The sequence below is a fragment of the Streptomyces sp. TLI_146 genome, assembly GCF_002846415.1.
In the GTDB taxonomy this organism is placed as follows: domain Bacteria; phylum Actinomycetota; class Actinomycetes; order Streptomycetales; family Streptomycetaceae; genus Streptomyces.
In genome coordinates, this window is the sequence record NZ_PJMX01000001.1 from 3,665,781 (window position 1) to 3,691,328 (window position 25,548).

The following is a 25,548-nucleotide window of genomic DNA, read 5'->3' on the forward strand; positions in this document are numbered from 1 at the left end:
GCACCCCTGGGCCTGTCCGGAGGTCCCAGGTCTAGCCGCCCTTCCCTGGCCCTGTCAATCTTTTGTCCTTACATTCGGACGTAGCCTTGACACCGTTCCGGCGCCCCCGGAAGGCTGGCTCCCATGACGACGGCCAAGACTCGTATCCGGATCGGCTCGGCCCCCGACTCCTGGGGCGTCTGGTTTCCCGACGACCCCCGCCAGGTCCCCTGGACCCGCTTCCTCGACGAGGTCGCCGGGGCCGGATACGGCTGGATCGAGCTCGGACCGTACGGCTATCTGCCCACCGACCCGGCGCGCCTCGCCGACGAGACCGCGCGCCGCAACCTGCGCGTCTCGGCCGGGACCGTCTTCACCGGTCTGCACCACGGCCCGGCGGTGTGGGACACGACCTGGGAGCACGTCGCGGACGTGGCCGAGCTGACCCGGGCGACCGGCGCCGGGCACCTCGTGGTCATCCCGGCGTTCTGGCGCGACGACAAGACCGGCGAGGTCCTGGAGAGCTCGACGCTCACCGCCGCCCAGTGGCGCGACCTCGCCGCCCAGACCGAGCGGCTCGCCCGCGAGGTGCGCGAGCGGTACGGACTGCGGATCGTCGTCCATCCGCACGCCGACACCCACATCGACAGCGAGGAGAACGTCGCCCGCTTCCTCGACGCCACCGACCCCGACCTGGTGAGCCTCTGCCTGGACACCGGGCACTACGCCTACTGCGGCGGCGACAGCGTCAAGCTGATCGAGACGTACGGGGAGCGGATCGGCTACCTCCACCTCAAGCAGGTGGACCCGGAGATCCTGGCCCAGGTGCACGCCGAGGAGCTGCCGTTCGGGCCCGCCGTGGCCCGGGGGGTGATGTGCGAGCCGCCCGCCGGGGTGCCCGCGCTGGAACCGGTGCTGGCCGCCGCGCAGGCGCTCGACGTCGACCTGTTCGCGATCGTGGAGCAGGACATGTACCCGTGCGACCCGGACCGCCCGCTGCCCATCGCCACCCGTACGCGCGCGTTCCTGCGCTCCTGCGGGGCGTGACGCGATGACCTCCGCACCGCTCGGGATCGCCGTCGTCGGCACCGGCAAGATGGGCGCCGACCACGTCCGCCGCCTCACCACCGTGATCGGCGGGGCCCGGGTCGCGGCCGTCGCCGACGTCGACGCGGAGCGCGCCAAGGCCGTCGCGGGCCCGATCGACGGCTGCGCCGCCCACACCGACCCGGCGGCCGCGATGGCCGCGCCGGGCGTCGACGCGGTCCTGATCGCCGCCTCGGGCCCGGCCCACGAGCCCGCGCTCCTGGAGGCGTTCCGGCGCGGCCTGCCGGTCCTGTGCGAGAAGCCGCTCACCCCGGACCCGGGCGGGGCCCTGCGGGTCCTGGAGGCGGAGACCCGGCTCGGCCGCCGCCTGGTGCAGGTGGGGTTCATGCGGCGGTACGACGCGGAGTACGTACGGCTCAAGGCGCTGCTCGACGAGGGGGGGCTCGGGCGCCCGCTGTTCCTGCACTGCCGCCACCGCAACGCCTCCTCCCCCTCGTTCTTCACCACCGAGATGCTGATCCGCGACTCCGTGGTCCACGAGGTCGACGCGGCCCGCTGGCTGCTCGGCCAGGAGCTCACCGCCGTCCAGGTGCTCCGCCCGCGCCCGTCCTCGTACGCCCCGGAGGGCCTGGGCGACCCGCAGCTCGTGCTGTTCGAGACGGCCGGCGGCGCGGTCGTCGACGTCGAGATCTTCGTCAACTGCGGCTTCGGGTACGAGGTGCGCTGCGAGGCCGTCTGCGAGCGCGGCGCCGCCTCGACCGGCGCCGGGACCGGTCCGGTGGTCCGCTCCGGCGGGCGCTGGGGCGGCGAGATCCCGCAGGACTTCACGACCCGTTTCGCCGACGCGTACGACCGCGAGGTGCAGGCGTGGGTGGACGCCACCCGGCAGGGCCGTGTCGAGGGCCCGAGCACCTGGGACGGCTATATGGCGGCCGTGGTCTGCGAGGCGGGCGTACGGGCCCAGCGCTCGGGCGAGCGGGTGGCCGTGGAGCCGGCGGTGGGACGGCCGGGCCTGTACGCGTAACCGGCGGGACACAGACGGCCGGGCCTGTACGCGTCACCGGCGGGACACAGCCGCACGGATCGCCGCAGCCGTACGCGTAGGGAGCGCGCGGCTGCGGTTTAGCGCGCCCGGGGCGTGCCCCGCCCCCTCCCGGCCGCCCCATTCATCACCTGCGTCACAACCGTCCCCTTCACGTCACACATGTCTCCATTACGCGGGTCTTGCGTCACAGGGAGTCGACAGCCGCACCCCTGCCTTCACTCTCCGTCGTTCAACGGGCACAGGCTGAGTGATCGTCAAGTGCCCGCGCCCAGCTCCCCCGACGGCCGCCAGACCGCCGCTGCGGCGCACGCAGGGAGGTGCCCACCATGACCGACCGACGGCTCTGGTCGTACAAGGAGATCGCCGCGCACATCCGGGTACAGCCGGACACGGTCCGCTCGTACCGCAAGCACGGGCTGCTGCCCCCGCCCGACACCGTCGAGAACGGCAAACCCTTCTGGTACGCCGACACCATCCGCACCTGGGTCGCACGCCGCCCGGGGAACCGGAGCCGTAGGGCCAACGACTGACTGAGGAGGTGGAGGGGGTACTGGATTAATACCCCCTAGGGGTATAACGTGGAACCTGTCAGTGGGCCTCGGCTTTCCCGTGACCCTCTGGTGCACCATGGATCCGTACCGCCCCACAGAGGAGAACTCCATGACCTCCGAGACCGAAGCCGCCGTCGCCACGACCGGCTCCTGCTGCTCGCCCGCCGGCTCCTGCCACAGCGACGGCCCGGCCGACGTCCAGGTCGGCTCCGTCACCACCGTGTACCGGGTCTCCGGCATGACCTGCGGGCACTGCGAGGGCGCCGTGTCCGGTGAGATCGGCGAGATCGCCGGCGTCGGTTCGGTGAAGGCGGTCGCCGCGACCGGCGAGGTGACCGTCGTCTCGGCCGCGCCGCTGGACGACGAGGCCGTCCGCGCGGCGGTCGACGAGGCCGGCTTCGAGCTGGTCGGCCGGGCCTGAACGGCCCGATCCTCCTCTTCCGGGCCGTACGACGAGCGCATCCGCGCCGTACGGCCCGGTTCCTTTTTCAGGAGCTCACATGGAGAGCAACATGGAAAGCAACCTGGTCGAGCTGACCATCGGCGGTATGACGTGCGCCTCGTGCGCGGCCCGCATCGAGAAGAAGCTGAACCGGATGGACGGGGTCGAGGCGACGGTCAACTACGCGACCGAGAAGGCGAAGGTCGCCTTCGTCGACGGGGTGGAGGTGGCGGGCCTGGTCGCGACGGTCGTGAAGATGGGGTACACGGCGGAGTCACTGACACCGCCGGAGCCCCCGCCGCCTCCTGCGCCCCCGGTGGCCTCAGAGCCCCCGGCGGCTTCGGTGGCCTCGGCGGCCTCCGTGGCCTCGGCGGCCGAGGAACTGCGGGAGGCGCCCGCAGCCCCCGCCGCCGCGCGGCCCGACGCGGCGGCCGCCGCCGAGAGCCGTGCCGCCCAGGCACTGGCCGCGCTGCGGCAGCGGCTCCAGGTCTCGGCGCTGCTCGCCGCGCCCGTGGTGCTGCTCGCCATGGTCCCCTCGCTGCAGTTCGACAACTGGCAGTGGCTGAGCCTCACCCTCGCCGCGCCGGTCGTCGTCTGGGGCGGGCTGCCCTTCCACAAGGCCGCCTGGACCAATCTGAAGCACAGCGCGGCCACTATGGACACCCTCGTCTCGGGGGGCACCCTCGCCGCCTTCCTCTGGTCCCTGTGGGCGCTGTTCTTCGGCGACGCGGGAATGTCCGGGATGCGCCACGGCTTCGACGCCACCGTCGGCCGCGCGGACGGCTCCTCCACCATCTACCTGGAGGTCGCAGCCGGAGTCGTCACCTTCATCCTGCTCGGCCGCTATCTGGAGGCCCGCTCCAAGCGGAAGGCGGGCACGGCCCTGCGGGCGCTGCTCGAACTCGGCGCCAAGGACGTGGCCGTCCTGCGCGGCGGCCGTGAAGTACGCGTCCCCATCGGCGAGTTGCGGGTCGGGGACCGGTTCGTGGTGCGGCCCGGTGAGACGGTCGCGACGGACGGCACGGTCGTGGAGGGCGCGTCCGCCGTGGACACGTCCATGCTGACCGGCGAGTCCGTCCCCGTGGACGTAAGTACGGGCGACGGCGTCACCGGCGCCACCGTCAACGTGGGCGGCCGACTCGTCGTCGAAGCGACCCGGGTCGGCGCCGACACCCAGCTGGCCCGGATGGCCCGTCTGGTGGAGGACGCGCAGAACGGCAAGGCCGAGGTCCAGCGCCTCGCCGACCGCATCTCCGGCGTCTTCGTCCCCATCGTGCTGCTGGTCTCGCTCGGCACGCTGGTCGGCTGGCTGCTCACCACCGACGACATCACCGCGTCCTTCACGGCCGCCGTGGCGGTCCTGATCATCGCCTGTCCGTGCGCCCTGGGGCTCGCGACCCCGACCGCGCTCATGGTCGGCACCGGGCGCGGTGCCCAGCTCGGCATCCTCATCAAGGGCCCCGAGGTCCTGGAGAGCACCCGCCGCGTCGACACCGTCGTCCTCGACAAGACGGGCACGGTCACCACGGGTCAGATGACGCTGTACGACGTGTACGCGGCGGACGGCGCCGACGAGAAGGAAGTCCTCCGGTACGCGGGCGCCCTGGAGCACTCCTCCGAGCACCCCATCGCCCGCGCGATCGCCGACGGCGCCGCCGAGCGGACCGGGGAGCTGCCCGCGCCCGAGTCCTTCCTGGCCCTGCCCGGGCGCGGGGTGGAGGGCGTGGTCGAGGGGCGCAAGGTCTTCGTGGGCCGGGGCGTCGAACTGCCCGCCGCGCTGGCGGACGCCAAGCAGGCCGCCGAGGCCGAGGGGCGCACCGCCGTCGTGGTGGCCTGGGACGGGGCCGCCCGGGGCGTCCTGACCGTCGCCGACGCCGTGAAGGAGACCAGCGCCGAGGCGGTGTCCCTGCTGCGCGGCCTCGGGCTGCGGCCGGTCCTGCTGACCGGGGACAACCGGGCGGTGGCCGAGTCGGTGGCGGCCAGGGTCGGGATCGCCGCCGAGGACGTGCACGCCGAGGTGCTGCCCGAGGAGAAGGTCGACGTGGTCAAGCGGCTCCAGGCCGAGGGCCGTTCGGTGGCGATGGTGGGCGACGGCGTCAACGACGCGGCCGCGCTGGCCACCGCCGATCTGGGTCTGGCGATGGGCACGGGTACCGACGCGGCGATAGAGGCGTCCGACCTGACCCTCGTACGGGGGGACTTGCGGGTCGCGGCCGACGCCATCCGGCTCTCCCGGCGCACCCTGTCGACCATCAAGGGCAACCTTTTCTGGGCCTTCGGCTACAACGTGGCCGCGGTTCCGCTCGCCGCGGCGGGCCTGCTGAACCCTATGATCGCGGGCGCGGCTATGGCGTTCTCCTCGGTCTTCGTGGTAACCAACAGCCTACGGTTGCGCTCCTTCACCTGATCTCCACAAAGAGAGCTAGATCACAGAGATTATGAGGTAACCATCGGACCGGTTCGGGAGTCTAAGTGGGCGATGCCGAGGATGTCTTGGGGGACGTCCATGGAATGTCTTGGGGGACGTTCCAGGCAGCGCGTTGGCCGGGGCACGTACAACGGGGAGCTTTGAGCGGCCCACCCGTTACGTACGTACCCCGGCAGACCGCCGGACTCCCGGCCGGATCCCGTGGGGGGAATCCGCACCGGGTATAGGGGAAGCGCCCCGCCCGCCAACCCGTGGGGGATTGGTGGGCGGGGCGCTTCTGTATGTGTTCGGGGGCGCTACGCGCCCCTTCAGGGGCGCGGGGCTGTGACATGTGCGGCCTGCCGCGTGGGCGCGACCAGCCACAGCCGGTCCGCAGTCGAATCACCAGCCCCAGCGAAGCGTTATCGCGCCTCGACCGGGACGAAGTCGCGCAGGACCTCGCCCGTGTAGATCTGGCGCGGGCGGCCGATGCGCGAACCCGGCTCCTTGATCATCTCGTGCCACTGGGCGATCCAGCCCGGGAGGCGGCCGAGGGCGAACAGGACCGTGAACATCTCGGTCGGGAAGCCCATCGCGCGGTAGATCAGACCCGTGTAGAAGTCCACGTTCGGGTACAGGTTGCGCGAGACGAAGTAGTCGTCGGAGAGCGCGTGCTCCTCCAGCTTCAGCGCGATGTCGAGCAGCTCGTCGGACTTGCCGAGGGCCGACAGGACGTCGTGCGCGGCAGCCTTGATGATCTTCGCGCGCGGGTCGAAGCTCTTGTAGACCCGGTGGCCGAAGCCCATCAGACGGACGCCGTCCTCCTTGTTCTTCACCTTGCGGATGAAGGAGTCGACGTCGCCGCCGTTGGCCTGGATGCCTTCCAGCATCTCCAGGACCGACTGGTTGGCGCCACCGTGCAGGGGGCCCCACAGCGCCGAGATGCCCGCCGAGATCGAGGCGAACATGTTGGCCTGCGACGAGCCGACCAGGCGGACCGTGGAGGTCGAGCAGTTCTGCTCGTGGTCCGCGTGCAGGATCAGCAGCTTGTCGAGCGCCGAGACGACGACCGGGTCCAGCTCGTACTCCTGCGCCGGGACCGAGAAGGTCATCCGCAGGAAGTTCTCGACGTAGCCGAGGTCGTTGCGCGGGTAGACGAACGGGTGGCCGATCGACTTCTTGTACGCGTACGCCGCGATCGTCGGAAGCTTGGCGAGCAGGCGGATCGTCGAGAGGTGGCGCTGCTTCTCGTCGAACGGGTTGTGGCTGTCCTGGTAGAACGTGGACAGCGCCGAGACGACCGAGGAGAGCATCGCCATCGGGTGGGCGTCCCGCGGGAAGCCGTCGAAGAAGCGCTTGACGTCCTCGTGCAGCAGCGTGTGCTGGGTGATCTCGCTCTTGAACGTCGACTGCTGGTCGACCGTCGGCAGCTCACCGTTGATGAGCAGGTACGCGACCTCCAGGAAGGTCGAGCGCTCGGCCAGCTGCTCGATCGGGTAGCCGCGGTAGCGCAGGATGCCCTGCTCGCCGTCGAGGTACGTGATCGCGGATTTATAGGCGGCAGTGTTGCCGTATCCGCTGTCCAGGGTCACGAGACCGGTCTGGGCCCGGAGCTTCCCGATGTCGAAGCCCTTGTCGCCGACGGTGCTGTCGATCACCGGGTAGGTGTACTCGCCATCGCCGAACCGCAGTACTACAGCGTTGTTAGCGTTCTCGCTCACGTCATCCCTCACCGACGTAGTGCCTCTTCTTCGAGGTGCCCTGACTGTCTCTACCATCCCCCATTTGGCTCAGCAGAGTGCACTCGGGGTCGCCCATTGGGCTTATTAGCGGCACTCAGTGCCGTCAACCTGCTCATCCTGCCCCCTTCGCCCCGGTTCTGGAAGCCCTGGGTGATGTTTCACACCAAGACGCCCCCTGACAGCCGATGAGCGAGTGCGGTAAAGCGTCTGCCTGCGGAAACCGTACGCACTGCCTGGCCGATCGCCTTGCGGGACCCCACCAGTACGACGAGTTTTCTGGCGCGCGTGACCGCCGTGTAGAGCAGGTTCCGCTGGAGCATCATCCAGGCGCCGGTGGTGACCGGGATCACCACCGCCGGGTATTCACTGCCCTGCGAGCGGTGGATCGTCACCGCGTACGCATGGGCCAGCTCGTCCAGTTCGTCGAAGTCGTACGGCACTTCCTCGTCCTCGTCCGTCAGCACCGTCAGGCGCTGTTCGTCCGGGTCGAGCGCGGTCACCACGCCGACGGTGCCGTTGAAGACACCGTTCTTGCCCTTCTCGTAATTGTTCCGGATCTGGGTGACCTTGTCGCCCACCCGGAACACCCTTCCGCCGAACCGCTTCTCCGGCAGGTCGGGGCGGCCCGGGGTGATGGCCTGCTGGAGGAGGCCGTTGAGGTTGCCGGCGCCCGCCGGGCCGCGGTGCATCGGGGCGAGCACCTGGATGTCGCGCCGGGGGTCGAGGCCGAACTTCGCCGGGATGCGCCGCGCCGCCACGTCCACGGTGAGCCGCCCGGCGTCCTCGGTCTCCTCCTCCACGAAGTGGAAGAAGTCGCTGAGGCCCTGGGTGAGCGGTGGGACGCCGGAGTTGATGCGGTGGGCGTTGGTGACCACGCCGGACTGCTGGGCCTGGCGGAAGATCCTGGTGAGGCGGACCCTCGGCACCGGGCCCCCCTCGGCGAGCAGATCGCGCAGCACCTCGCCGGCGCCGACCGAGGGCAGCTGGTCCACGTCGCCGACCATCAGCAGGTGAGCGCCGGGGGCGACCGCCTTCACCAGTTTGTTGGCGAGCAGCAGGTCGAGCATCGAGGCCTCGTCGACCACCACCAGGTCGGCGTCGAGCGGGCGGTCCTTGTCGTACGCCGCGTCGCCTCCCGGCTTCAGCTCCAGGAGCCGGTGGACGGTGGACGCCTCGGCGCCGGTGAGCTCGGCCAGGCGCTTGGCGGCCCGGCCGGTGGGCGCGGCGAGCACCACCTTGGCCTTCTTGGCCCGGGCGAGCTCGACGACGGAGCGCACGGTGAAGGACTTGCCGCAGCCGGGGCCGCCGGTGAGCACCGCGACCTTGCTGGTCAGGGCGAGCCGCACGGCTTCCTGCTGCTCGGGGGCGAGCTCGGCGCCGGTGCGGGTGGCGAGCCAGGACAGGGCCCGGTCCCAGTCCACGTCCTGGAAGCCCGGCATCCGGTCCTCGCCGGTGCGCAGCAGCCGGACGACCTGGGCGGCGAGGGAGATCTCGGCGCGGTGGAAGGGGACCAGATAGACGGCGGTGACCCGCTCGGCCCCGCCCTGCGGCCCCGGGACCGGCTCGCGGACGACCCCCTCCTCGGCGACCAGCTCGCCCAGGCAGTCGATCACCAGGCCGGTGTCGACCTGGAGGAGCTTCACCGAGTCCGCGATGAGCTGCTCCTCGGGCAGGAAGCAGTGGCCCTGGTCGGTGGACTGCGACAGGGCGTACTGAAGTCCCGCCTTCACCCGCTCCGGGCTGTCGTGCGGGATGCCGACGGCCTGGGCGATGCGGTCGGCGGTGAGGAAGCCGATGCCCCAGACGTCGGCGGCCAGCCGGTAGGGCTGGTTCTTCACCACGGAGATCGAGGCGTCCTCGTACTTCTTGTAGATGCGCACGGCGATCGAGGTGGAGACGCCCACTCCCTGGAGGAAGACCATCACTTCCTTGATGGCCTTCTGCTCCTCCCAGGCGGCTCCGATGAGCTTGGTGCGCTTGGGGCCCAGGCCCGGCACCTCCACGAGGCGCTTGGGCTGCTGCTCGATGATGTCGAGCGTGTCCGTGCCGAAGTGCTCCACGATGCGGTCGGCGATGCGCGGGCCGATGCCCTTGATGAGGCCCGAGCCGAGGTAGCGCCGGATGCCCTGGATGGTGGCGGGCAGGATCGTCGTGTAGTTCTCCACGGTGAACTGCTTGCCGTACTGCGGGTGGGAGCCCCAGCGGCCCTCCATCCGCAGCGACTCGCCCGGCTGCGCGCCGAGCAGCGAGCCGACCACCGTGAGGAGATCGCCGCCGCCGCGCCCGGTGTCGACGCGGGCGACCGTGTAGCCGTTCTCCTCGTTGGCGTAGGTGATCCGCTCCAGGACCCCTTCGAGCACCGCGAGATTGGACATGATCCGACGCTACCCGGGGGCTCGGACACCGCGGGGTGCCTGTGGACAACTTTCCGGCCGGCGACGGCCGGGGGGAATTCAAGGGGGCCCGGTCCGTATGACCGGGCCCCTCGATTCCCTCCCCTGTCCCTCCCCAATCGACGTCCCCCTGGATCCCCCCGGATCCCTCCCCTGGAACGCCGACGCAAAGTAAGACACCCGTCACCCCACAAGGGTTGCACGACTGCGGGCAGTAATTTTTCCGGAATCTCGACGTGCCGACAAAGGGGGGTGGTCGTAGCGTTTCGCCCATGAGTGACGATTCCAGCTTTGAACGGGATGTACTGAACGAGCTGGGGGACGACGGGCTGCGCGAGCTCGCCCAGCAGCTCGGTACGGATCCGGCCGGTGCCCAGCAGGTCGTCGAGTCGGCGGCCTCCGGCCTTGCGGACGAGCTGCCCCCGGACGCGGTGGCGTCGGAGGCGGCGGCGCCGCCCCAGGACCCGCCGCTGGAGGGCGTGGCCACGCTCGGCGGCCTCGGGGCGGTCGGCGGCGGTCTGATGGCCGGGGTCCTGGCGAAGGCGACGAAGCCGGTGGCCACGGCGGTCGCGAAGAAGACGGGCCTGCCGGTCGCGACCGTCACACGGGGGCTCGAACTGCTGGTGCCGGTGGTGCTGGCGGTGCTGAGCAAGAGGGCGGCGGGCGGCAAGGGGCCCAAGTAGCCAGCCCGGCCCGAGCCCCGCCCGCCCCGAGCCCCCTCCGGGGGCCTCACACCGCTGCCTCGCGCCGCCTCACACCGCCTTCAAGTACCCCCCGTCCACCACGAAGTCCGCCCCCGTCGTGCTGCCCGACCTCGGGGACACCAGGAGGGCCACCGCGTCCGCTATCTCCTCGGGGGTCACCAGGCGGCCGGTGGAGACGTTCATCATCTGGGGGGCCAGGGTGTCCATCACCGTGTCGCGGTCCGAGCCCGCCATCGCCGCGATGATGTCCGCCGCGCCGCCCTCCTCGGTCCACCACGCCGTCCGTACCGCCCCCGGCGACACCGTGTTGAAGCGGACGCCCTGCGGGGCGTACTCCTCCGACAGGACCTTCGTGAGGTTGGTCAGGGCCGCCTTCGCCGCGCCGTACTCGGCGTTGCCGACGGCGGGCTGACGCGCGAGGCCCGTCGAGACGCTGACGACGGCGCCGCCGCCGTCGGCCAGCAGGTGCGGCAGGGCCGCGCGGACCGCCCGTACCGCCGAGAACAGGTTGAACTCGAACATCGCGGGCCAGTCCGCGTCCGAGGCGTCCAGGAACGACGTGCGCGGCAGGGACACGCCGGGCGGCGGGCCGCCCGCGTTGTTGACCAGAATGTCCAGACCGCCGAACTCCTCGACGGCACGGGCCACCACGCGCGCGGGGGCCGCGGGGTCCATGAGGTCGGCCGCCACGTGGACGAGCTCGGGGCGGGCCAGCTTCTCCAGCTCCGGGCTGGTGCGGCGGGACACCGCGACCACGCGCGCGCCCTCGTCCAGCAGGGTGCGGACCACCGCGAGCCCGATGCCCTTCGAGGCGCCGGTGACGAGCGCGGAACGGCCGGAAAGGTGCAGGTCCATGGGGATGTCTCCTCGGGATGCGGCCCTCGCCCCGGACGGGCGAACCGGAGGCCGTGCACACGATCCTGGTGCGCCGGGCCCCCGCCCGCTGGCGGGAATCCGTCACCGAGCTGCACCCCGCCGAAGACCCCGGACACTGCCTCTACGCGCGCGTACGTCCCGTCGAGCCCCGGACCATCAACTCGCCGTGGACCGTGGCGATCCCGCCCGGCGGCACCGGCTCCTTGCCCATCGCGAGCCGGCCCGCGCGCGCCCCCGCCTCGTACAGCGGCAGCCGTACCGTCGTCAGGGCGGGCACCGCGTCCGTGCTGAACGGGAGGTCGTCGAAGCCCGCCACCGAGACGTCGTCCGGGATGGACAGGCCCCGGTCGCGCAGGGCCGCGCAGGCGCCGAGCGCGACCGTGTCGTTGGCGGCGACGACGGCCGTCAACGACGGCTCCAGGCGCAGGAGTTCGAGGGTCGCGTCGTAGCCGGAGCGGCGGTCGTACGAGCCGTGGACCAGCGGGCCCGGCGCCACGCCCGCGTCCGCGAGCGCCGCCAGGTGGCCTTCGACGCGGTGCCGGGTCGTGGTGCGCTCCTCGGGGCCCGCGACATAGCCGATGCGGCGGTGGCCGAGCGCGAGCAGGTGCTCCGTGAGGCGGCGGCTGCCGCCCCGGTTGTCGAAGGTGAGGGTGGCCGCGACGGGCCCGGCGGGCCGTCCGCCCGTACCGGCCGCGGGAAGCACCAGCGGCGGCCGCCCGCAGAGCACGATCCGGGCCCCCGCCTCCGCCAGCCGCCCCAGCTTCGCCGCGACCGCCGCCGCGTGCCCGGGGTCCTCCAGGGCGCCGCCGGTGAGGATGACCGCCGCCGCGCGCTGGCGCTGGAGCAGGGTGAGGTAGGTGAGTTCGCGCTCCGGGGAGCCGCCCGTGTTGCAGACCACGGCCAGTTTCTCGCGGGTCCCGGGGCCGCCGCCGATCTCCGACTGGGCCGCGCCCGCCATGATGCCGAAGAACGGGTCGGCGATGTCGTTGACGAGTATGCCGACCAGGTCGGAGGTGGCGGCGGCGAGCGAGCTCGCGGGGCCGTTCAGGACGTAGTCCAGTTCGTCGACGGCCCGCAGGACGCGCTCGCGGGTGGCCGCGGCGACCGGGTAGTTGCCGTTGAGCACCCGCGAGACGGTCGCCGGGGACACCCGGGCGCGCGCCGCCACATCCGCCAGGGTCGTTGTCATCTCTGCCTCCGGGCACGTCTGTTGGGCACTTGGGGTGGTCCGGCCGCGCGCCTCTTGTCCGCGGCGCTGTGCGCAGGCTAGCGTCCCCCCCGGTAGAAAGCGCTTGCTACGACTGTTACCAGTAGCTGAACGCTGAATCACGGCACCCCGGCCGCCGGTACGGAAGGACCCTTCACCGCCGGTACGCAAGGGGCACAAGGGATGGAGGGGACTTCGGATGACACCGGAAGCCGCACGCCGGACCGTGCGGATCGCCATGAACGGCGTCACCGGCCGCATGGGCTACCGCCAGCACCTCGTACGCTCCCTGCTCGCCCTGCGCGAGGAGGGCGGTCTCGACCTCGGCGACGGCAGGGTCCTGTGGCCCGAACCCGTCCTGGTGGGCCGCCGCGAGCCCGCGCTGCGCGCGATCGCCGAGCGGCACGGCCTCACCGAATGGTCCACGGACCTGGACGAGGTGCTCGCCGACGACACCGTGGAGATCTACTTCGACGCCCAGGTCACCTCCGCCCGCCAGGAGTCCCTGGCGAAGGCGATCGCGGCGGGCAAGCACGTCTACACCGAGAAGCCCACCTCCACCGGTCTGTCCGGCGCCCTGGAGCTGGCCCGGCTCGCCCGGGGCGCCGGGATCAAGCACGGCGTCGTCCAGGACAAGCTCTTCCTGCCGGGCCTGCTCAAGCTGAAACGGCTGGTCGACGGCGGCTTCTTCGGGCGGATCCTGTCGGTGCGGGGCGAGTTCGGCTACTGGGTCTTCGAGGGCGACTGGCAGAGCGCCCAGCGCCCGTCGTGGAACTACCGCGCCGAGGACGGCGGCGGCATCGTCGTCGACATGTTCCCGCACTGGGAGTACGTGCTGCACGAGCTCTTCGGCCGCGTCACCTCCGTACAGGCGCTGGCGACCACACACGTCCCGCAGCGCTGGGACGAGGGCGGCAAGCCGTACGACGCGACCGCCGACGACGCCGCGTACGGGATCTTCCAGCTGGAGGGCGGCGCGGTCGCCCAGATCAACTCCTCCTGGGCGGTCCGCGTGCACCGGGACGAGCTGGTCGAGTTCCAGGTCGACGGCACCGAGGGCTCCGCGGTGGCGGGCCTGCGCACCTGCCGCGCCCAGCACCGCGCCGCGACCCCCAAGCCGGTGTGGAACCCGGACCTGCCCGCGACCGAGCCGTTCCGCGAGCAGTGGCAGGAGGTGCCTGACAACACCGTGTTCGACAACGGCTTCAAGGCCCAGTGGGAGCTGTTCCTGCGCCATGTGGCCCTCGACACCCCTTACCGCTGGGACCTGTTGGCGGGTGCGCGCGGGGTGCAGCTGGCCGAGCTGGGGCTGCGGTCCTCGGCCGAGGGCCGTCGTGTCGAGGTGCCGGAGATCGCGCTGTGAGCCTGCTGCTGCCGCGCGCGGGCGGGGCGCTCGTACGGTACGAGCCGCGCCGGGATCCGGTCGTCGTCGCCCCGGGCGGCCCGCTTGCCTCCCGTACGGTCTTCGCGGCGGCGCACGTCGTCGCCGACCCGTACGCCGACACCGGGCCCGACGGACCGGCCGCCCTGGACTGGGAGACCACGCTCGCCTTCCGCCGCCATCTGTGGGCGCACGGGCTGGGGGTCGCGGAGGCGATGGACACCGCGCAGCGCGGCATGGGCCTGGACTGGCCGGTGGCCGCCGAGCTGATCCGGCGCTCGGCCGCCGAGGCGCGGGCGGTCGGCGGGCGCATCGCGTGCGGGGCGGGCACCGACCAACTCGCCCCGGGCGCCTCGCTCGCCGAGGTGACGGCCGCGTACGAGGAGCAGCTCGCGGTCGTCGAGGGCGCCGGGGCCCAGGCGGTCCTGATGGCGTCGCGGGCGCTGGCGGCGGTGGCGCGCGGCCCGGAGGACTATCTCGCGGTGTACGGACGGCTGCTGGAGCAGACCGCCCGGCCGGTGATCCTGCACTGGCTCGGCCCGATGTTCGACCCGGCGCTCACCGGCTACTGGGGCTCGTCCGACCTGGACACGGCCACCGAGGCGTTCCTGGCGATCGTCGTCGCCCATGCGGAGAAGGTCGACGGCGTCAAGGTGTCGCTGCTCGACGCCCGCCGGGAGGTGGAGCTCAGACGGCGCCTTCCGAACGGCGTGACGTGCTTCACGGGCGACGACTTCCACTACCCCGAGCTGATCGAGGGCGACGAACAGGGCTTCAGCCACGCCCTGTTGGGGATCTTCGACCCGCTGGGCCCGGTGGCCGCGGACGCGGTACGGGCGCTGGACGCGGGCGACCGGGCGGGCTTCCGCGAGCGGCTCGACCCGACCGTCGCGCTCGCCCGCCACCTCTTCGGGGCGCCGACCCGCTTCTACAAGACGGGCGTGGTCCTGCTCGCCTGGCTGGCGGGCCACCAGGACCACTTCACGATGGTCGGCGGCCTCCAGTCGGCCCGCTCGCTGCCGCATCTGGCACGGGCGTACGAACTGGCCGACGGTCTGGGCCTGTTCCCGGACCCGGAGGCGGCCGAGTCCCGTATGCGCACCCTCCTCACGGTCCACGGAGTCACCTCATGAGCCCCCATCCCCCGCTGGACCTCTCCCGCCTCAGCATCAACCAGATGACCGTCAAGCAGCTCTCGCTGCCCCAACTGTGCGACGCCTGTACGGAGTCGGGCGTGCCGGGGGTCGGCCTGTGGCGCGAGCCCGTGCGGGCGTACGGCGTCGAGGCGGCCGCGCGGCTGGTCCGGGACGCCGGGCTGAGCGTCACCACGCTGTGCCGGGGCGGCTTCTTCACGACGGACGAGCCCCACGCGCGCGTACGCGCGCTCGACGACAACCGGGCGGCGATCGACGAGGCGGCGGTCCTCGGCACGGACACGCTGGTGCTCGTCTCGGGCGGACTGCCCGAGGGCAGCCGGGACCTGGCCGGGGCGCGGGAGCGGGTCGCCGACGCCCTGGCCGAGCTCGGGCCGTACGCGCGCGCCCGGGGCGTACGCCTGGCGATCGAGCCGCTGCACCCGATGTACGCCTCGGACCGCTGTGTCGTCTCCACCCTCGGCCAGGCCCTGGACCTCGCCGAGCGGTTCCCGGCCGAGGAGGTCGGGGTCGTCGTCGACACCTACCACCTCTGGTGGGACGACCTGGCCCCGGCCGCCGTGGCCCGGGCCGGGGCGGCCGGGCGCATCCACGCCTTCCAACTGGCGGACTGGGTCACGCCGTTGCCCGCCGGAGTCCTGACGGGACGCGGCCAGCTCGGGGACGGGGTGATCGATCTGCCGGGCTGGTACGAGCGGGTGGGCGCGGCGGGATACACGGGCCCCGTGGAGGTCGAGCTGTTCAACGAGGGGCTGTGGGGACGGGAGGGGACCCAGGTGCTGCGAGAGACGGTGGAGCGGTTCGGGGAAGTGGTGCGGGGTGCGGAGGCGGTGCCGGGTGGATCGGTTGCGCCAGGTGGACCGGTTGCGCCAGGTGGGCCGGGGGAACCGCTCGCGCCCTTCGGGCGGACGGCCTCCGGATTGGCGGCTCGGCCTGGCGGACCAGTGAGCGGGGTGCGGTACGCGTTCTCCACCCTCGGCGTGCCCGGCCTGGCCGTCCCCGAGGTCGTCCGCCTCGCCGTCGCGCACGGCTACCACGGCGTCGAGCTCCGCGCCCACCCCGAGGAGCCGGTGCACCCCGGTATCGGCGCACGCCAACGGGCGGACGTGGCAGCCGAGTTCGCGGCCGGGGGCGTCCGCGTGCTCACCGTCGCCGGGTACGCGCGCGTGGCCGACCCCGACGACGCCGAGCGGCTGGACGCGCTGGTGGACCTCGCGTACGACCTCGGTGCCGCGTACGTACGCGTCTTCCCCGGCGGCCGGGGCGAGCCGGAGGACGACGGCGTCGCCGTGGAGCGGCTGCGGTCGGTGGCCGCGCTCGCCGCCGACCGGGGGGTGCGCGTCCTGCTCGAAACGCACGACTCGCACCGCACGGGCACGGCCGTCGCGCGCGTCCTGGACCGCGTCGGCGCGCCCTCGGTCGGCGCGCTGTGGGACGTGATGCACACCTGGCTCGGCGGCGAGAGCCCGGTCGAGTCGTATGCCGCGCTCGCCCCGCACCTGGGATATGTGCAGGTCAAGGACATCGCCTCGGCCGAGGACACCACCCCGCTGCCGCTCGGGGCCGGGGTGCTGCCGCTGGCGGACGCGCTGGCGCCGCTGGGTCCGGAGGGCTGGCTGTGCTGGGAGTACGAGAAGCGCTGGTACCCGCAGGCGGCGGAGCTGCCGGGGCTGCTGACGGCCGGGCGGGAGCGGCTGGCCGCCCTGCTCGCGCGGACCGCGACGCCGCGCCTGCCCTGACCCACCCGAACCCGCGGCCCCGGCAGCCCTGTTCCGTACCTTTTTCCCGCAGCGGGCCGTGACCCGGAACCCCTCGGTGGCGGGCTCCGTCCAAGTGCCGTACTGCCGGTGAGTCTCCGCAGAGCGGTGTCGGCCCTCGCTGTTGGCTGCGAACGACCGACTCCCCTCTCCCACCGCCTGCGGCCGGCAGCGCGGCCGCCATCGGTGCGCCCCCCTCCGACTGCGCCGGTGGCGGCCGCTCCCTTTTCCGGGCCCGGCGGTGCGCGCCCCCTTGACCGGCAATAACTTTCCGGTTATCCGTTCGGTTTGGAAGTTTCTTCCAGACCTAGGGATGGAGTGCCCCCGTGTCGTACCGCACCTCCAGACGCACCCTCCTCGCCACCGCCGCCGCGACGGCCGCCGCGGCGGCCGTCGGGCCCGCGCTCCCCGCTCACGCCGAGGCCCGGCGCGCCCCGAGTGACCGTCTGCGCCGGATCGTCTCCCGGATGTCCCTGGCGGAGAAGGTCGGCCAGCTCTTCGTGATGCGGGTGTACGGACACTCCGCGACCGCGCCCGACCAGGCCGACATCGACGCCAACATGAAGGAGCTGGGCGTGCGCACCGCCGCCGAGCTCATCGCCGAGTACCACGTCGGCGGCATCATCTACTTCAGCTGGGCGCACAACACCCGCGACCCGCACCAGATCGCCGAGCTCTCCAACGGCATCCAGCGGGCGGGCCTGTCCCAGCCCACGCCCGTCCCCCTGCTCATCGCCACCGACCAGGAGCACGGCATCGTCTGCCGGGTCGGCTACCCCGCCACCCTCTTCCCGGGCGCGATGGCGCTCGGCGCCGGGGGGTCGGCGCGCGACGCCCGTACGGTCGGGCGCATCGCCGGGACCGAGCTGCGGGCGCTGGGGATCCGGCAGAACTACTCCCCCGACGCCGATGTGAACGTCAACCCGGCCAACCCGGTCATCGGGGTGCGCTCCTTCGGCGCCGACCCGGCGGCGGTCGCCCGGATGGTGGCGGCGGAGGTGCGCGGCTACCAGGAGGCGGGGATCGCGGCGACCGCCAAGCACTTCCCCGGGCACGGCGACACCACGGTCGACAGCCACACCGGCATCCCGGTGATCACCCACACCCGGCAGCAGTGGGAGGAGCTGGACGCGCCACCGTTCCGGGCCGCGGTCGCCGCCGGGATCGACTCGATCATGACGGCGCACATCCAGTTCCCGGCGCTCGACGCGAGCAACGACCCGGCGACGCTGTCGCACCCGATCCTCACCGGGATCCTGCGCGAGGAGCTCGGCTACCGGGGGGTGATCGTCACCGACTCGCTCGGCATGCAGGGCGTACGGGACAAGTACGGCGACGACCGGGTGCCGGTGCTCGCCCTGAAGGCCGGGGCCGACCAGCTGCTCAACCCGCCGGACCTGGCGGTGGCCTGGAACGGTGTGATGGCTGCGGTCACCCGTGGCGAGATCGGTGTGGCCCGGCTCGACGAATCGATCCTGCGGATCCTCCAACTCAAGGAGCGACGGGGCCTGTTCAGCCATCCGTACGTGTCGGGGCCCGGCGTGGACCGGGTGGTCGGCATCCGGCCGCATCTGGCCGCCGCCGACGCGGTGGCCGAACGGACCACGACGCTGCTCGCCAACGCGGGCGGGCTGCTCCCGCTGTCGCGGCGGCGCCACCGGAACGTGCTGGTCGTGGGCGCGGACCCGGCGTCGCCGTCCGGGACGACGGGGCCCCCGACGGCGGTCCTGGCGAAGGCCTTCACGGAACTGGGCTTCACCGCGACCGCCCTGTCGACCGGAACCCTCCCGTCGCAGGCGCAGATCGACGCGGCGGTGGCGGCGGCGCGGGGCAGGGACGTGGTGGTCGTGGGCACGTACAACGCGGGTTCCGGCGGGGCGCAGGCCCGGCTGGTGGCGGCGCTCGGCGCGACGGGTGTGCCGGTGGTGCACCTCGCGATCCGCAACCCGTACGACATCGCGCACCTCAGCGGGTACGCGGCCTCGCTCGCCACCTACTCCTGGACGGACGTCGAACTGCGGGCGGCGGTACGGGTCCTGGCGGGGCGGGCCGCTCCGGCCGGGCGGCTGCCGGTGGCGGTGCCGCGCGAGGACGATCCGGCCCAGGTTCTGTACCCGATCGGCTACGGGCTGTCGTACCAGAGATAACCCCCGGGCCCTCTGGCGTGTTTTCGCGGTGAGCGGTCACGCTGAGGTGGGGGGTCGGACATGTACGAGTACGGTGCCGCAAGGTCGGTTTGGGTCGTTGTGGCGGCGGTCTTGGCGCTGCTCCTGACGGGCTGCGGCGGAACCCCGACCGCGTCGGCGCCGCCGCCCCCCACGCCCTCCTACGGCGCCACGTTCCTCGGGGCCGGGGACTGCGCGGCGCGGGGGCGGGCGTTCACCGAGGTGCCGTGCACCAGCGAGCGGGCGGTGGCGCGGGTGTCCGTGCGGAGCGAGGGGCGCCGGGCGGGCGGGGCGGCGGGGTGTCCGCTGGACACGGACTTCGTGCTGTACATCGGGGGTGAGGGGGCGGCCGGGTACGCGTGCATGCGCAACCTGGAGGCGCCGCATCCCGGGGACCCGGGGATGGGGGGCGGGCCGTTCACCGTGGTGGGGGACTGCGTGTACCGGGCGGGGGCGGGGCAGGTGAAGGAGGCCCCGTGCGACGGCTCGGGCGCCAACGCCCCGGAGTTCCGCGTGACTTCGTCGGTCCCGCGCCGCCCCGACTGCCCGGCGTCGACGGCCCTTTATGTGGAGCTGCCGGGGGGTGGGGAGGGGGTGGGGTGCGCGCGGCGCCTGTGAATCCCCCACCCCACCCCTTCCCGAAAGCCCTCTGGCGGGCGGCCGGGCTCGTTCGTCTGCGGACCGTGCTGGGTTGCTCGCGCAGTTCCCCGCGCCCCTAACTACCCAGGGGCGCGGGGAACTGCGCGGCCAGCCACCCACGGTCCGCAGACGAATTCCCGGTCCGGGGGAGTCGCTCCTACGGGCGCAGCGTCGGCTCGCGGTCGGGGCTCTGCCGGTCCAGGACCGCGTCGTAGCGCGCCAGCGGCTTCGGGGACGTCGTCGCCGGTACGCCCGCCCAGCGCAGGATCGCCGACGTCGCCGTCGCCTTCTCCTGGGCCGCCAGACCCGCCACCTTCGACCCGTGGTTGCCGCCCGCGACCGTGAACACGTACGAGTCACGCGCCCCCGCCCCGAGCCGGAAGCGCTCCGCGCCCCACGGGTCGTTCTGGCCGTACACGTACAGCATGTGGTCGGCGTGGTGCCGCACCCACATGTCGACCTGCGGCATCGCCGCCGGGTGGAAGCGCATCGGGATGGAGCGCGGGACGAAGTGGCGCGGCGGCTGGTAGCCGTAGCGGCTCAGGTCGCCGAGCCAGGGCTGCTGGATGGTGGGCGAGCCGAGCTGGGTGCCCGCCTGGTAGTAGTACGGCGTGTACGGCTCCAGGCCCTGGTCCGTGTAGAACGAGAAGCCGGAGATCGTGTCGACCGTGTCCCAGATCGCCTGGTCGCTCGCGTGCGGCGCGTCCGCCGGGATGGTCGCGCAGTCCGCCAGCAGGCTGTACTGCCAGAACGCCCACACGTAGTCGAGCACGACCGCCTCGTACGACTTGTCGAGGGAGCCGGTCGTGGTGAAGGTGTAGTTGTTGGCCTTGGCGTACTCCGCGTACTTGGCCTCCAGCGGCTTGCGGCGCACCAGCGCCTCGCGCTGCACCGCCTCCAGCTTGTCGCGGCACTCCTTGGTGCCGACGTTCTTGAAGAAGCGGTCGTACGCCGAGTCCTCGTTGTTCACGACGTCGTTGGGGGCGACGTACGCCACCACCCCGTCCATGTCCTTGGGGTAGAAGCGCTTGTAGTACGTCGCCGTCATCCCGCCCTTCGAGCCGCCGGTGGTCAGCCAGTTCTTGGCGTACACCGGCTTCAGGGCCTCGAAGATGCTGTGCTGGTCGCTGGCCGCCTGCCAGATGTCCAGCTTGTTCCAGTCCGCCGGGGCGGGCCGGGACGGGGTGAAGTAGCGGTACTCGACGGAGACCTGGTTGCCGTCCACGATCTGGGTCGGCTCGGAGCGGCTGGGGTTGGTCGAGACGTTGTAGCCGCTGGTGTACATGACCGTCGGGCGGGCGGTGTCCTTGTGCAGCAGGGTGATCCGCTGCTGGAAGGTGCCGGCGGCCGGGTCGTGGTGGTCCACCTGCTGGGTGAAGTTGAGGACGAAGTACCGGTAGCCGGGGTACGGCTTCTCCTCGATGAGGCTCACCCCGGGTATCGCCAGGATGCGGTCCTTTATGTCCGGCTCGGCGGCGGTGGCCGCCCCTGCCGCGGCTCCCGCCACGCTCACCGTGCCTATGAGCACGACGAGTGAAAGAAGCCATCTGAGCGTCTTGCGCATGCACTCTCCCCTGGGGTCACGACGTGACGCGATCGTCGTGAACCTAGCGGGGTGAACACCTGTGCCACCAGACCCAATTGCCCTGTCACCGGGTTATGGCAGCGTTGTCATCCTCCGTCCGGGACCGGCTCAGCACAGGATCCAGCCCGTGGAGCCGCCGCTGCCCGCCACCGATCCCGACGCCCGTACACAGCGGTTGATCGCGTGCACCGTGACCGGGCCCGCCTGCTGGGTGAACCGGCCGCTGTCCGAGACCGGACCGCCGCCGCGCGCCTGGATCGTCACCGACATCTGCCGTCTCGCGCCGGGCGACTTGGCGACGGCCAGCGCGCACGCGTAGCCGTGCGTCTTGTAGACGCGCAGCTCGCCGGTGGCGAACTTGACCGTCTTGACCTGCCGTCCGCCGCACGAGGCCGCCGCGTCGGCGCTCCCCGCGCCCGGCCCCAGCACAACCAGGGCGGCCGTCGCCAGGAGCACGGCGAGCCCCGGACCGGCCCGCCCGCCCCGCGTTCCCCCACCGAACACGTTTGCCACCTTCCGTCACATGAACGTATGTGAGTACGGACGCGCGGGGGCTACCGTCGGTTGCGCGGGGAGCGGGGACGGCCCGCCGCGCGGACCGCCCCCGCTCCTCCTTCGCGTACGTACGCGTACGCGGCCGCTCACACCGCCGCGGGCTCGTCCTCGCCGATGAAGGTGCGCCACAGGCTCGCGTACCGGCCGTCCTGGGCGAGGAGTTCGTCGTGGGTGCCGTCCTCGACGACCCGGCCGTGGTCCATCACCACGACCCGGTCCGCGCGGGCGGCCGTGGTGAGGCGGTGGGCGACTACCAGGGTGGTGCGGCGGCCGGTGAGCCGGTCGGTGGCCTGGTTGACCTGGGCCTCGGTGGCCAGGTCAAGGGCCGCGGTCGCCTCGTCGAGGAGCAGGACGTCCGGGTCGACGAGCTCGGCGCGGGCCAGCGCGATCAGCTGGCGCTGGCCGGCCGAGAGGTTGCGGCCGCGCTCGGCGACCTCGTGGAGGTAGCCGCCGTCCAGGGTGGCGATCATGTCGTGCGCGCCGACCGCGCGGGCCGCGGCCTCCACCTGGGCGTCGGTGGCGTCGGGCCGCCCGTAGGCGATGGCGTCCCGGACGGTCCCGGCGAACAGATACGCCTCCTGCGGGACCACGCCCAGGCGGTGGCGGTAGGCGGTGAGGTCGAGCGAGCGCAGATCGGTGCCGTCGGCGGTGACCCGGCCGCCGGTCGGGTCGTAGAACCGCGCGACCAGCTTGACCAGCGTCGACTTGCCCGCGCCGGTCTCGCCGACGAAGGCGACGGTCTGCCCGGCCGGGATCCGCAGGTTGACGCCCGACAGCGCCTCCTCCTCGTCGCCGTACGCGAAGTCGACGTCCTCGAAGGCGATCTCGCCGCGCAGCGAGAGGACGTCCAGCGGCTCGGCGGCCGCCTTCGTGGAGGTGGGCTCGCGCAGCAGCTCCTGGATGCGCTTGAGCGAGACGGCGGCCTGCTGGTAGCCGTCGAAGACCTGCGAGAGCTGCTGTACGGGGGCGAAGAACAGGTCGATGTAGAGCAGATAGGCGACCAGCGCGCCGGTCGTCAGGGTGCCCGCGTCGACCCGGTGGGCACCGACGATCAGCACCGAGGCCGCCGCGACCGACGACAGGAGCTGGACGAACGGGAAGTACACCGAGATCAGCCACTGGCCGCGGATGCGGGCCGTGCGGTAGTCGGCGCTGCGGGCGGTGAACCGCGCGGCGCCGTCGCGCTCGCGGCCGAAGGCCTGGACGATCCGCAGCCCGCTGACCGACTCCTGGAGGTCGGCGTTGACCCCGGCGACCCGCTCGCGGGCCAGCTCGTACGCCTTCACGCTCTGCTTGCGGAAGAAGTAGGTGCCGATGATCAGCGGCGGCAGGGTGGCGAAGACGACCAGGGCGAGCTGGAGGTCGATGACCAGGAGCGCCAGCATGATGCCGAAGAAGGTGACGACGGAGACGAACGCGGTGACCAGGCCGGTCTGCAGGAAGGTGGCCAGCGCGTCGACGTCGGTGGTCATCCGGGTCATGATCCGGCCGGTGAGCTCGCGCTCGTAGTAGTCCAGGCCGAGCCGCTGGAGCTGGGCGAAGATCTTCAGGCGGAGGCTGTAGAGGACGCGCTCGCCGGTGCGCCCGGTCATCCGGGTCTCGCCGAACTGCGCGGACCACTGGACCAGCACGGTCAGCAGGGCCAGGCCCGCGGCCGCCCACACCGCGCCGAGCGCCAGCTTGGATACACCTTGGTCGATGCCGTGCCGGATCAGGACCGGCAGCAGCAGGGACATGCCCGCGTCGACCGCGACGAGCGCGAGGCTGACGCAGAGCGGCTTGCCGAAGCCGCGCAGCAGCCGGCGCAGCCCGTACGACTCCTCGGGCTGTACAGCCCGGGCCTCGTCGATGCCCGGGGTGTCGTCGGCCGGGGGCAGCGCCTCGACCTGGGCGAGGAGTTCGGGGGTGGCCGGCATGCCGCCGGGGGCCGAGGAGACGGGCTTGTCCTCGCGGATCCACAGCGGGGGCGTGATGCCCCGCTCGGCGTCGAACTCGGCGTCCAGCTCGTCCCGTACCGTCCGGTCCTCCACCGCCTCGACGGGCACCACGTGGCCGGGCGAGACGGCGCCCAGCTCGTCGGGGTCGGTCAGCAGACGGCGGTAGAGCGCCGAGTCGCGCTGGAGCTCCTCGTGGGTGCCGAGCGCGGCCAGGCGGCCACCGTCGAGGACGGCGATGCGGTCGGCGAGGTTGAGGGTGGAGCGGCGGTGGGCGATGAGCAGCGTGGTGCGCCCGGCCATCACGGACTTCAGGGCCTCGTGGATCTCGTGCTCCACGCGCGCGTCCACGGCCGAGGTGGCGTCGTCCAGGACCAGCAGGCGCGGGTCGGTGAGGATGGCGCGGGCCAGGGCGACGCGCTGGCGCTGGCCGCCGGAGAGGGTCAGGCCGTGCTCGCCGACCGTGGTGTCGTAGCCGTCGGGCAGATCGGCGATGAAGCGGTCCGCCTGCGCGGCGCGCGCGGCGGCCTCGATCTCCTCCTGGGTGGCGTCCGGCTTCCCGTACGCGATGTTGGCGCGCACGGTGTCGGAGAAGAGGAAGCTGTCCTCCGGCACCAGGCCGATGGCGGCGCGCAGCGAGGCGAGGGTCAGCTCGCGCACGTCGTGGCCGCCGACAAGGACGGCGCCGTGGGTGACGTCGTAGAAGCGCGGCAGCAGCAGCGAGACGGTGGACTTGCCGGAGCCGGAGGCGCCGACCACGGCGACGGTCTCGCCGGGGCGGATCTCCAGGGAGAAGCCGTCCAGGACCGGGCGCCCGTCCTCGTAGCCGAAGCGCACGTCGTCGAACTCGACGGTGGCCGGGGCGTCGGCGGGCAGCTCCTTGGTGCCGTCGGCGATGGACGGCTCGGTGTCGATCAGCTCCAGGACGCGTTCGACGCCCGCGCGGGCCTGCTGGCCCACGGTGAGCACCATGGCCAGCATCCGCACCGGCCCGACGAGCTGCGCCAGATAGGTGGAGAACGCCACGAAGGTGCCGAGCGTGATCTCGCCGCGGGTGGCGAGCCAGCCGCCGAGCGCCAGCATGGCGACCTGGCCGAGCGCGGGGACGGCCTGGAGGGCCGGGGTGTAGCGGGAGTTCAGCTTGATGGTGCGCAGCCGCCCGGCGAAGAGCTTGCGGCCCACCTCGCGGAGCTTGCCGGTCTCCTGCTCCTCCTGGCCGAAGCCCTTGACCACGCGGACGCCGGAGACGGCGCCGTCGACGACGCCCGCGACGGCCGCCGCCTGGCCCTGGGCGTACCAGGTGGCGGGGAAGAGCCGGGTGCGGCTGAGCCGGGCGATGAACCACAGCGCGGGCGCCACGGCCAGCGCGACCAGGGTCAGCAGCGGGGAGAGCCAGGCCATGATCGCCAGGGAGATCAGGAAGAGCAGGATGTTGCCGATGGTCATCGGCAGCATGAAGAGCAGGCCCTGGATGAGCTGGAGGTCGCTGGTGGCGCGGCCGACGACCTGGCCGGTGGACAGCTCGTCCTGGCGCCGCCCGTCCAGCTTGGTGATCGTCGCGTACATCTCGGTGCGCAGGTCGTGCTGGACGTCGAGGGCGAGGCGGCCGCCGTAGTAGCGGCGTATGTACGTCAGGGCGTACACCACGACCGCCGCGGCTATGAGCAGGCCGGTCCAGACCGCGAGGGAGCGGGTGTGGGCCCCGATCACATCGTCGATGATCACCTTGGTGACCAGCGGGACCAGAGCCATCACCGCCATGCCGCCGAGCGACGACCCGAGCGCCAGCACGACATCGCGCCGGTACCGCCAGGCGTACCCGGTGAGCCGCCGTGCCCACCCCTGCTCTGCCGCCGCCACTGGTGCCTCCCGTTTGTCCGCTCCGCCGGAAGGCTCCAACGCCGTCACCGGCGGATTTCATCCCGCGGCAACATTCGGAAGCGAAAGACCCGCCTCTGGTCCTAGGACCGGGCGGGTCTTCCTGG

The 25,548-nt window shown here is 72.4% G+C and carries 18 protein-coding genes and 1 pseudogene; 12 read left to right on the forward strand and 7 right to left on the reverse strand.

Going from position 1 to position 25,548, the window contains the following annotated elements:
- Positions 1-123: 123 nt before the first annotated feature.
- The 5 genes from BX283_RS16565 to BX283_RS16585 all read left to right on the forward strand — a co-directional run bounded on the left by BX283_RS16565 (position 124) and on the right by BX283_RS16585 (position 5,471).
- A complete protein-coding gene (locus BX283_RS16565; RefSeq protein WP_101388373.1) occupies positions 124-1,026 on the forward strand; it encodes a sugar phosphate isomerase/epimerase in 903 nt (300 codons plus the stop codon).
- Between the two features lie 4 nt (positions 1,027-1,030).
- Positions 1,031-2,050: a Gfo/Idh/MocA family protein gene (locus tag BX283_RS16570; RefSeq protein ID WP_101388374.1), complete on the forward strand. Its 1,020-nt coding sequence runs from the start codon at positions 1,031-1,033 to the stop codon at positions 2,048-2,050.
- A gap of 347 nt (positions 2,051-2,397) precedes the next feature.
- The gene (locus BX283_RS16575; RefSeq protein WP_101388375.1) at positions 2,398-2,601 is read left to right on the forward strand and encodes an AlpA family transcriptional regulator; all 204 of its coding nucleotides are present in this window, start codon (positions 2,398-2,400) and stop codon (positions 2,599-2,601) included.
- A 130-nt stretch (positions 2,602-2,731) separates the two neighbouring features.
- Positions 2,732-3,043 (forward strand): heavy-metal-associated domain-containing protein, encoded by a 312-nt coding sequence (locus BX283_RS16580; RefSeq protein ID WP_101392390.1) that lies wholly within the window; start codon positions 2,732-2,734, stop codon positions 3,041-3,043.
- A 79-nt stretch (positions 3,044-3,122) separates the two neighbouring features.
- Positions 3,123-5,471: a cation-translocating P-type ATPase gene (locus tag BX283_RS16585; protein WP_101388376.1), complete on the forward strand. Its 2,349-nt coding sequence runs from the start codon at positions 3,123-3,125 to the stop codon at positions 5,469-5,471.
- Between the two features lie 422 nt (positions 5,472-5,893).
- Here BX283_RS16585 and BX283_RS16590 read toward each other — a convergent pair whose 3' ends face one another.
- Both BX283_RS16590 and BX283_RS16595 read right to left on the reverse strand, forming a co-directional pair.
- Positions 5,894-7,192, reverse strand: coding sequence for a citrate synthase (locus tag BX283_RS16590; protein WP_101388377.1), 1,299 nt, complete (start codon positions 7,190-7,192; stop codon positions 5,894-5,896).
- A gap of 179 nt (positions 7,193-7,371) precedes the next feature.
- Entirely contained in the window at positions 7,372-9,588 is a 2,217-nt protein-coding gene (locus tag BX283_RS16595) for an ATP-dependent RecD-like DNA helicase (protein WP_101388378.1), read from the reverse strand.
- A 290-nt stretch (positions 9,589-9,878) separates the two neighbouring features.
- On the opposite strand from BX283_RS16595, the gene BX283_RS16600 reads away from it, so the two are divergent.
- Entirely contained in the window at positions 9,879-10,289 is a 411-nt protein-coding gene (locus tag BX283_RS16600; RefSeq protein ID WP_101388379.1) for a DUF937 domain-containing protein, read from the forward strand.
- A gap of 69 nt (positions 10,290-10,358) precedes the next feature.
- Here the strand turns inward: BX283_RS16600 and BX283_RS16605 are convergent, their stop codons facing one another.
- Together BX283_RS16605 and BX283_RS16610 are read right to left on the reverse strand one after the other, a co-directional pair.
- Positions 10,359-11,165: an SDR family NAD(P)-dependent oxidoreductase gene (locus BX283_RS16605; protein ID WP_101388380.1), complete on the reverse strand. Its 807-nt coding sequence runs from the start codon at positions 11,163-11,165 to the stop codon at positions 10,359-10,361.
- 142 nt (positions 11,166-11,307) lie between these two features.
- Complete coding sequence (locus tag BX283_RS16610; RefSeq protein ID WP_101388381.1) at positions 11,308-12,375, reverse strand: LacI family DNA-binding transcriptional regulator; 1,068 nt, start codon at positions 12,373-12,375, stop codon at positions 11,308-11,310.
- 217 nt (positions 12,376-12,592) lie between these two features.
- On the opposite strand from BX283_RS16610, the gene BX283_RS16615 reads away from it, so the two are divergent.
- From BX283_RS16615 to BX283_RS16635, 6 genes and pseudogenes are all read left to right on the forward strand, one after another.
- A complete protein-coding gene (locus tag BX283_RS16615) occupies positions 12,593-13,756 on the forward strand; it encodes a Gfo/Idh/MocA family protein (protein ID WP_257582953.1) in 1,164 nt (387 codons plus the stop codon).
- The gene (locus tag BX283_RS16620) at positions 13,753-14,907 is read left to right on the forward strand and encodes a dihydrodipicolinate synthase family protein (RefSeq protein ID WP_101388382.1); all 1,155 of its coding nucleotides are present in this window, start codon (positions 13,753-13,755) and stop codon (positions 14,905-14,907) included. The genes BX283_RS16615 and BX283_RS16620 overlap by 4 nt, the downstream gene beginning before the upstream one ends.
- Positions 14,904-15,737, forward strand: a pseudogene (locus tag BX283_RS41590) (sugar phosphate isomerase/epimerase family protein); the annotation flags it as partial. The gene BX283_RS16620 and the pseudogene BX283_RS41590, both read left to right, overlap by 4 nt.
- 171 nt (positions 15,738-15,908) lie before the next feature.
- Positions 15,909-16,667: a sugar phosphate isomerase/epimerase gene (locus BX283_RS41595; RefSeq protein ID WP_257584313.1), complete on the forward strand. Its 759-nt coding sequence runs from the start codon at positions 15,909-15,911 to the stop codon at positions 16,665-16,667.
- Positions 16,668-17,011: 344 nt separating this feature from the next.
- The gene (locus BX283_RS16630) at positions 17,012-18,832 is read left to right on the forward strand and encodes a glycoside hydrolase family 3 protein (RefSeq protein ID WP_101388383.1); all 1,821 of its coding nucleotides are present in this window, start codon (positions 17,012-17,014) and stop codon (positions 18,830-18,832) included.
- Positions 18,833-18,892: 60 nt separating this feature from the next.
- Positions 18,893-19,468: a hypothetical protein gene (locus tag BX283_RS16635; RefSeq protein WP_101388384.1), complete on the forward strand. Its 576-nt coding sequence runs from the start codon at positions 18,893-18,895 to the stop codon at positions 19,466-19,468.
- Positions 19,469-19,646: 178 nt separating this feature from the next.
- On the opposite strand, the gene BX283_RS16640 is transcribed toward BX283_RS16635, so the two are convergent.
- The 3 genes from BX283_RS16640 to BX283_RS16650 form a co-directional block, all read right to left on the reverse strand.
- Positions 19,647-21,053, reverse strand: coding sequence for a S28 family serine protease (locus BX283_RS16640; protein WP_101388385.1), 1,407 nt, complete (start codon positions 21,051-21,053; stop codon positions 19,647-19,649).
- Positions 21,054-21,182: 129 nt separating this feature from the next.
- Positions 21,183-21,578 carry a hypothetical protein gene (locus tag BX283_RS16645; RefSeq protein ID WP_257582956.1) on the reverse strand — a complete coding sequence of 132 codons (396 nt, stop codon included), beginning with the start codon at positions 21,576-21,578 and terminating at the stop codon, positions 21,183-21,185.
- Positions 21,579-21,715: 137 nt separating this feature from the next.
- Positions 21,716-25,423: an ABC transporter ATP-binding protein gene (locus BX283_RS16650; protein ID WP_101388387.1), complete on the reverse strand. Its 3,708-nt coding sequence runs from the start codon at positions 25,421-25,423 to the stop codon at positions 21,716-21,718.
- Positions 25,424-25,548: the final 125 nt, after the last annotated feature.

Excerpts from the sequence above, each read along its gene's own strand:
- BX283_RS16565 (WP_101388373.1), top strand. The coding sequence starts at position 124 with ATGACGACGGCCAAGACTCGTATCCGGATCGGCTCGGCCCCCGACTCC.
- BX283_RS16570 (WP_101388374.1), top strand. The coding sequence starts at position 1,031 with ATGACCTCCGCACCGCTCGGGATCGCCGTCGTCGGCACCGGCAAGATG.
- BX283_RS16575 (WP_101388375.1), top strand. The coding sequence starts at position 2,398 with ATGACCGACCGACGGCTCTGGTCGTACAAGGAGATCGCCGCGCACATC.
- BX283_RS16580 (WP_101392390.1), top strand. The coding sequence starts at position 2,732 with ATGACCTCCGAGACCGAAGCCGCCGTCGCCACGACCGGCTCCTGCTGC.
- BX283_RS16585 (WP_101388376.1), top strand. The coding sequence starts at position 3,123 with ATGGAGAGCAACATGGAAAGCAACCTGGTCGAGCTGACCATCGGCGGT.
- BX283_RS16595 (WP_101388378.1), bottom strand. The coding sequence starts at position 9,588 with ATGTCCAATCTCGCGGTGCTCGAAGGGGTCCTGGAGCGGATCACCTAC.
- BX283_RS16600 (WP_101388379.1), top strand. The coding sequence starts at position 9,879 with ATGAGTGACGATTCCAGCTTTGAACGGGATGTACTGAACGAGCTGGGG.
- BX283_RS16605 (WP_101388380.1), bottom strand. The coding sequence starts at position 11,165 with ATGGACCTGCACCTTTCCGGCCGTTCCGCGCTCGTCACCGGCGCCTCG.
- BX283_RS16610 (WP_101388381.1), bottom strand. The coding sequence starts at position 12,375 with ATGACAACGACCCTGGCGGATGTGGCGGCGCGCGCCCGGGTGTCCCCG.
- BX283_RS16615 (WP_257582953.1), top strand. The coding sequence starts at position 12,593 with ATGACACCGGAAGCCGCACGCCGGACCGTGCGGATCGCCATGAACGGC.
- BX283_RS16635 (WP_101388384.1), top strand. The coding sequence starts at position 18,893 with ATGTACGAGTACGGTGCCGCAAGGTCGGTTTGGGTCGTTGTGGCGGCG.
- BX283_RS16640 (WP_101388385.1), bottom strand. The coding sequence starts at position 21,053 with ATGCGCAAGACGCTCAGATGGCTTCTTTCACTCGTCGTGCTCATAGGC.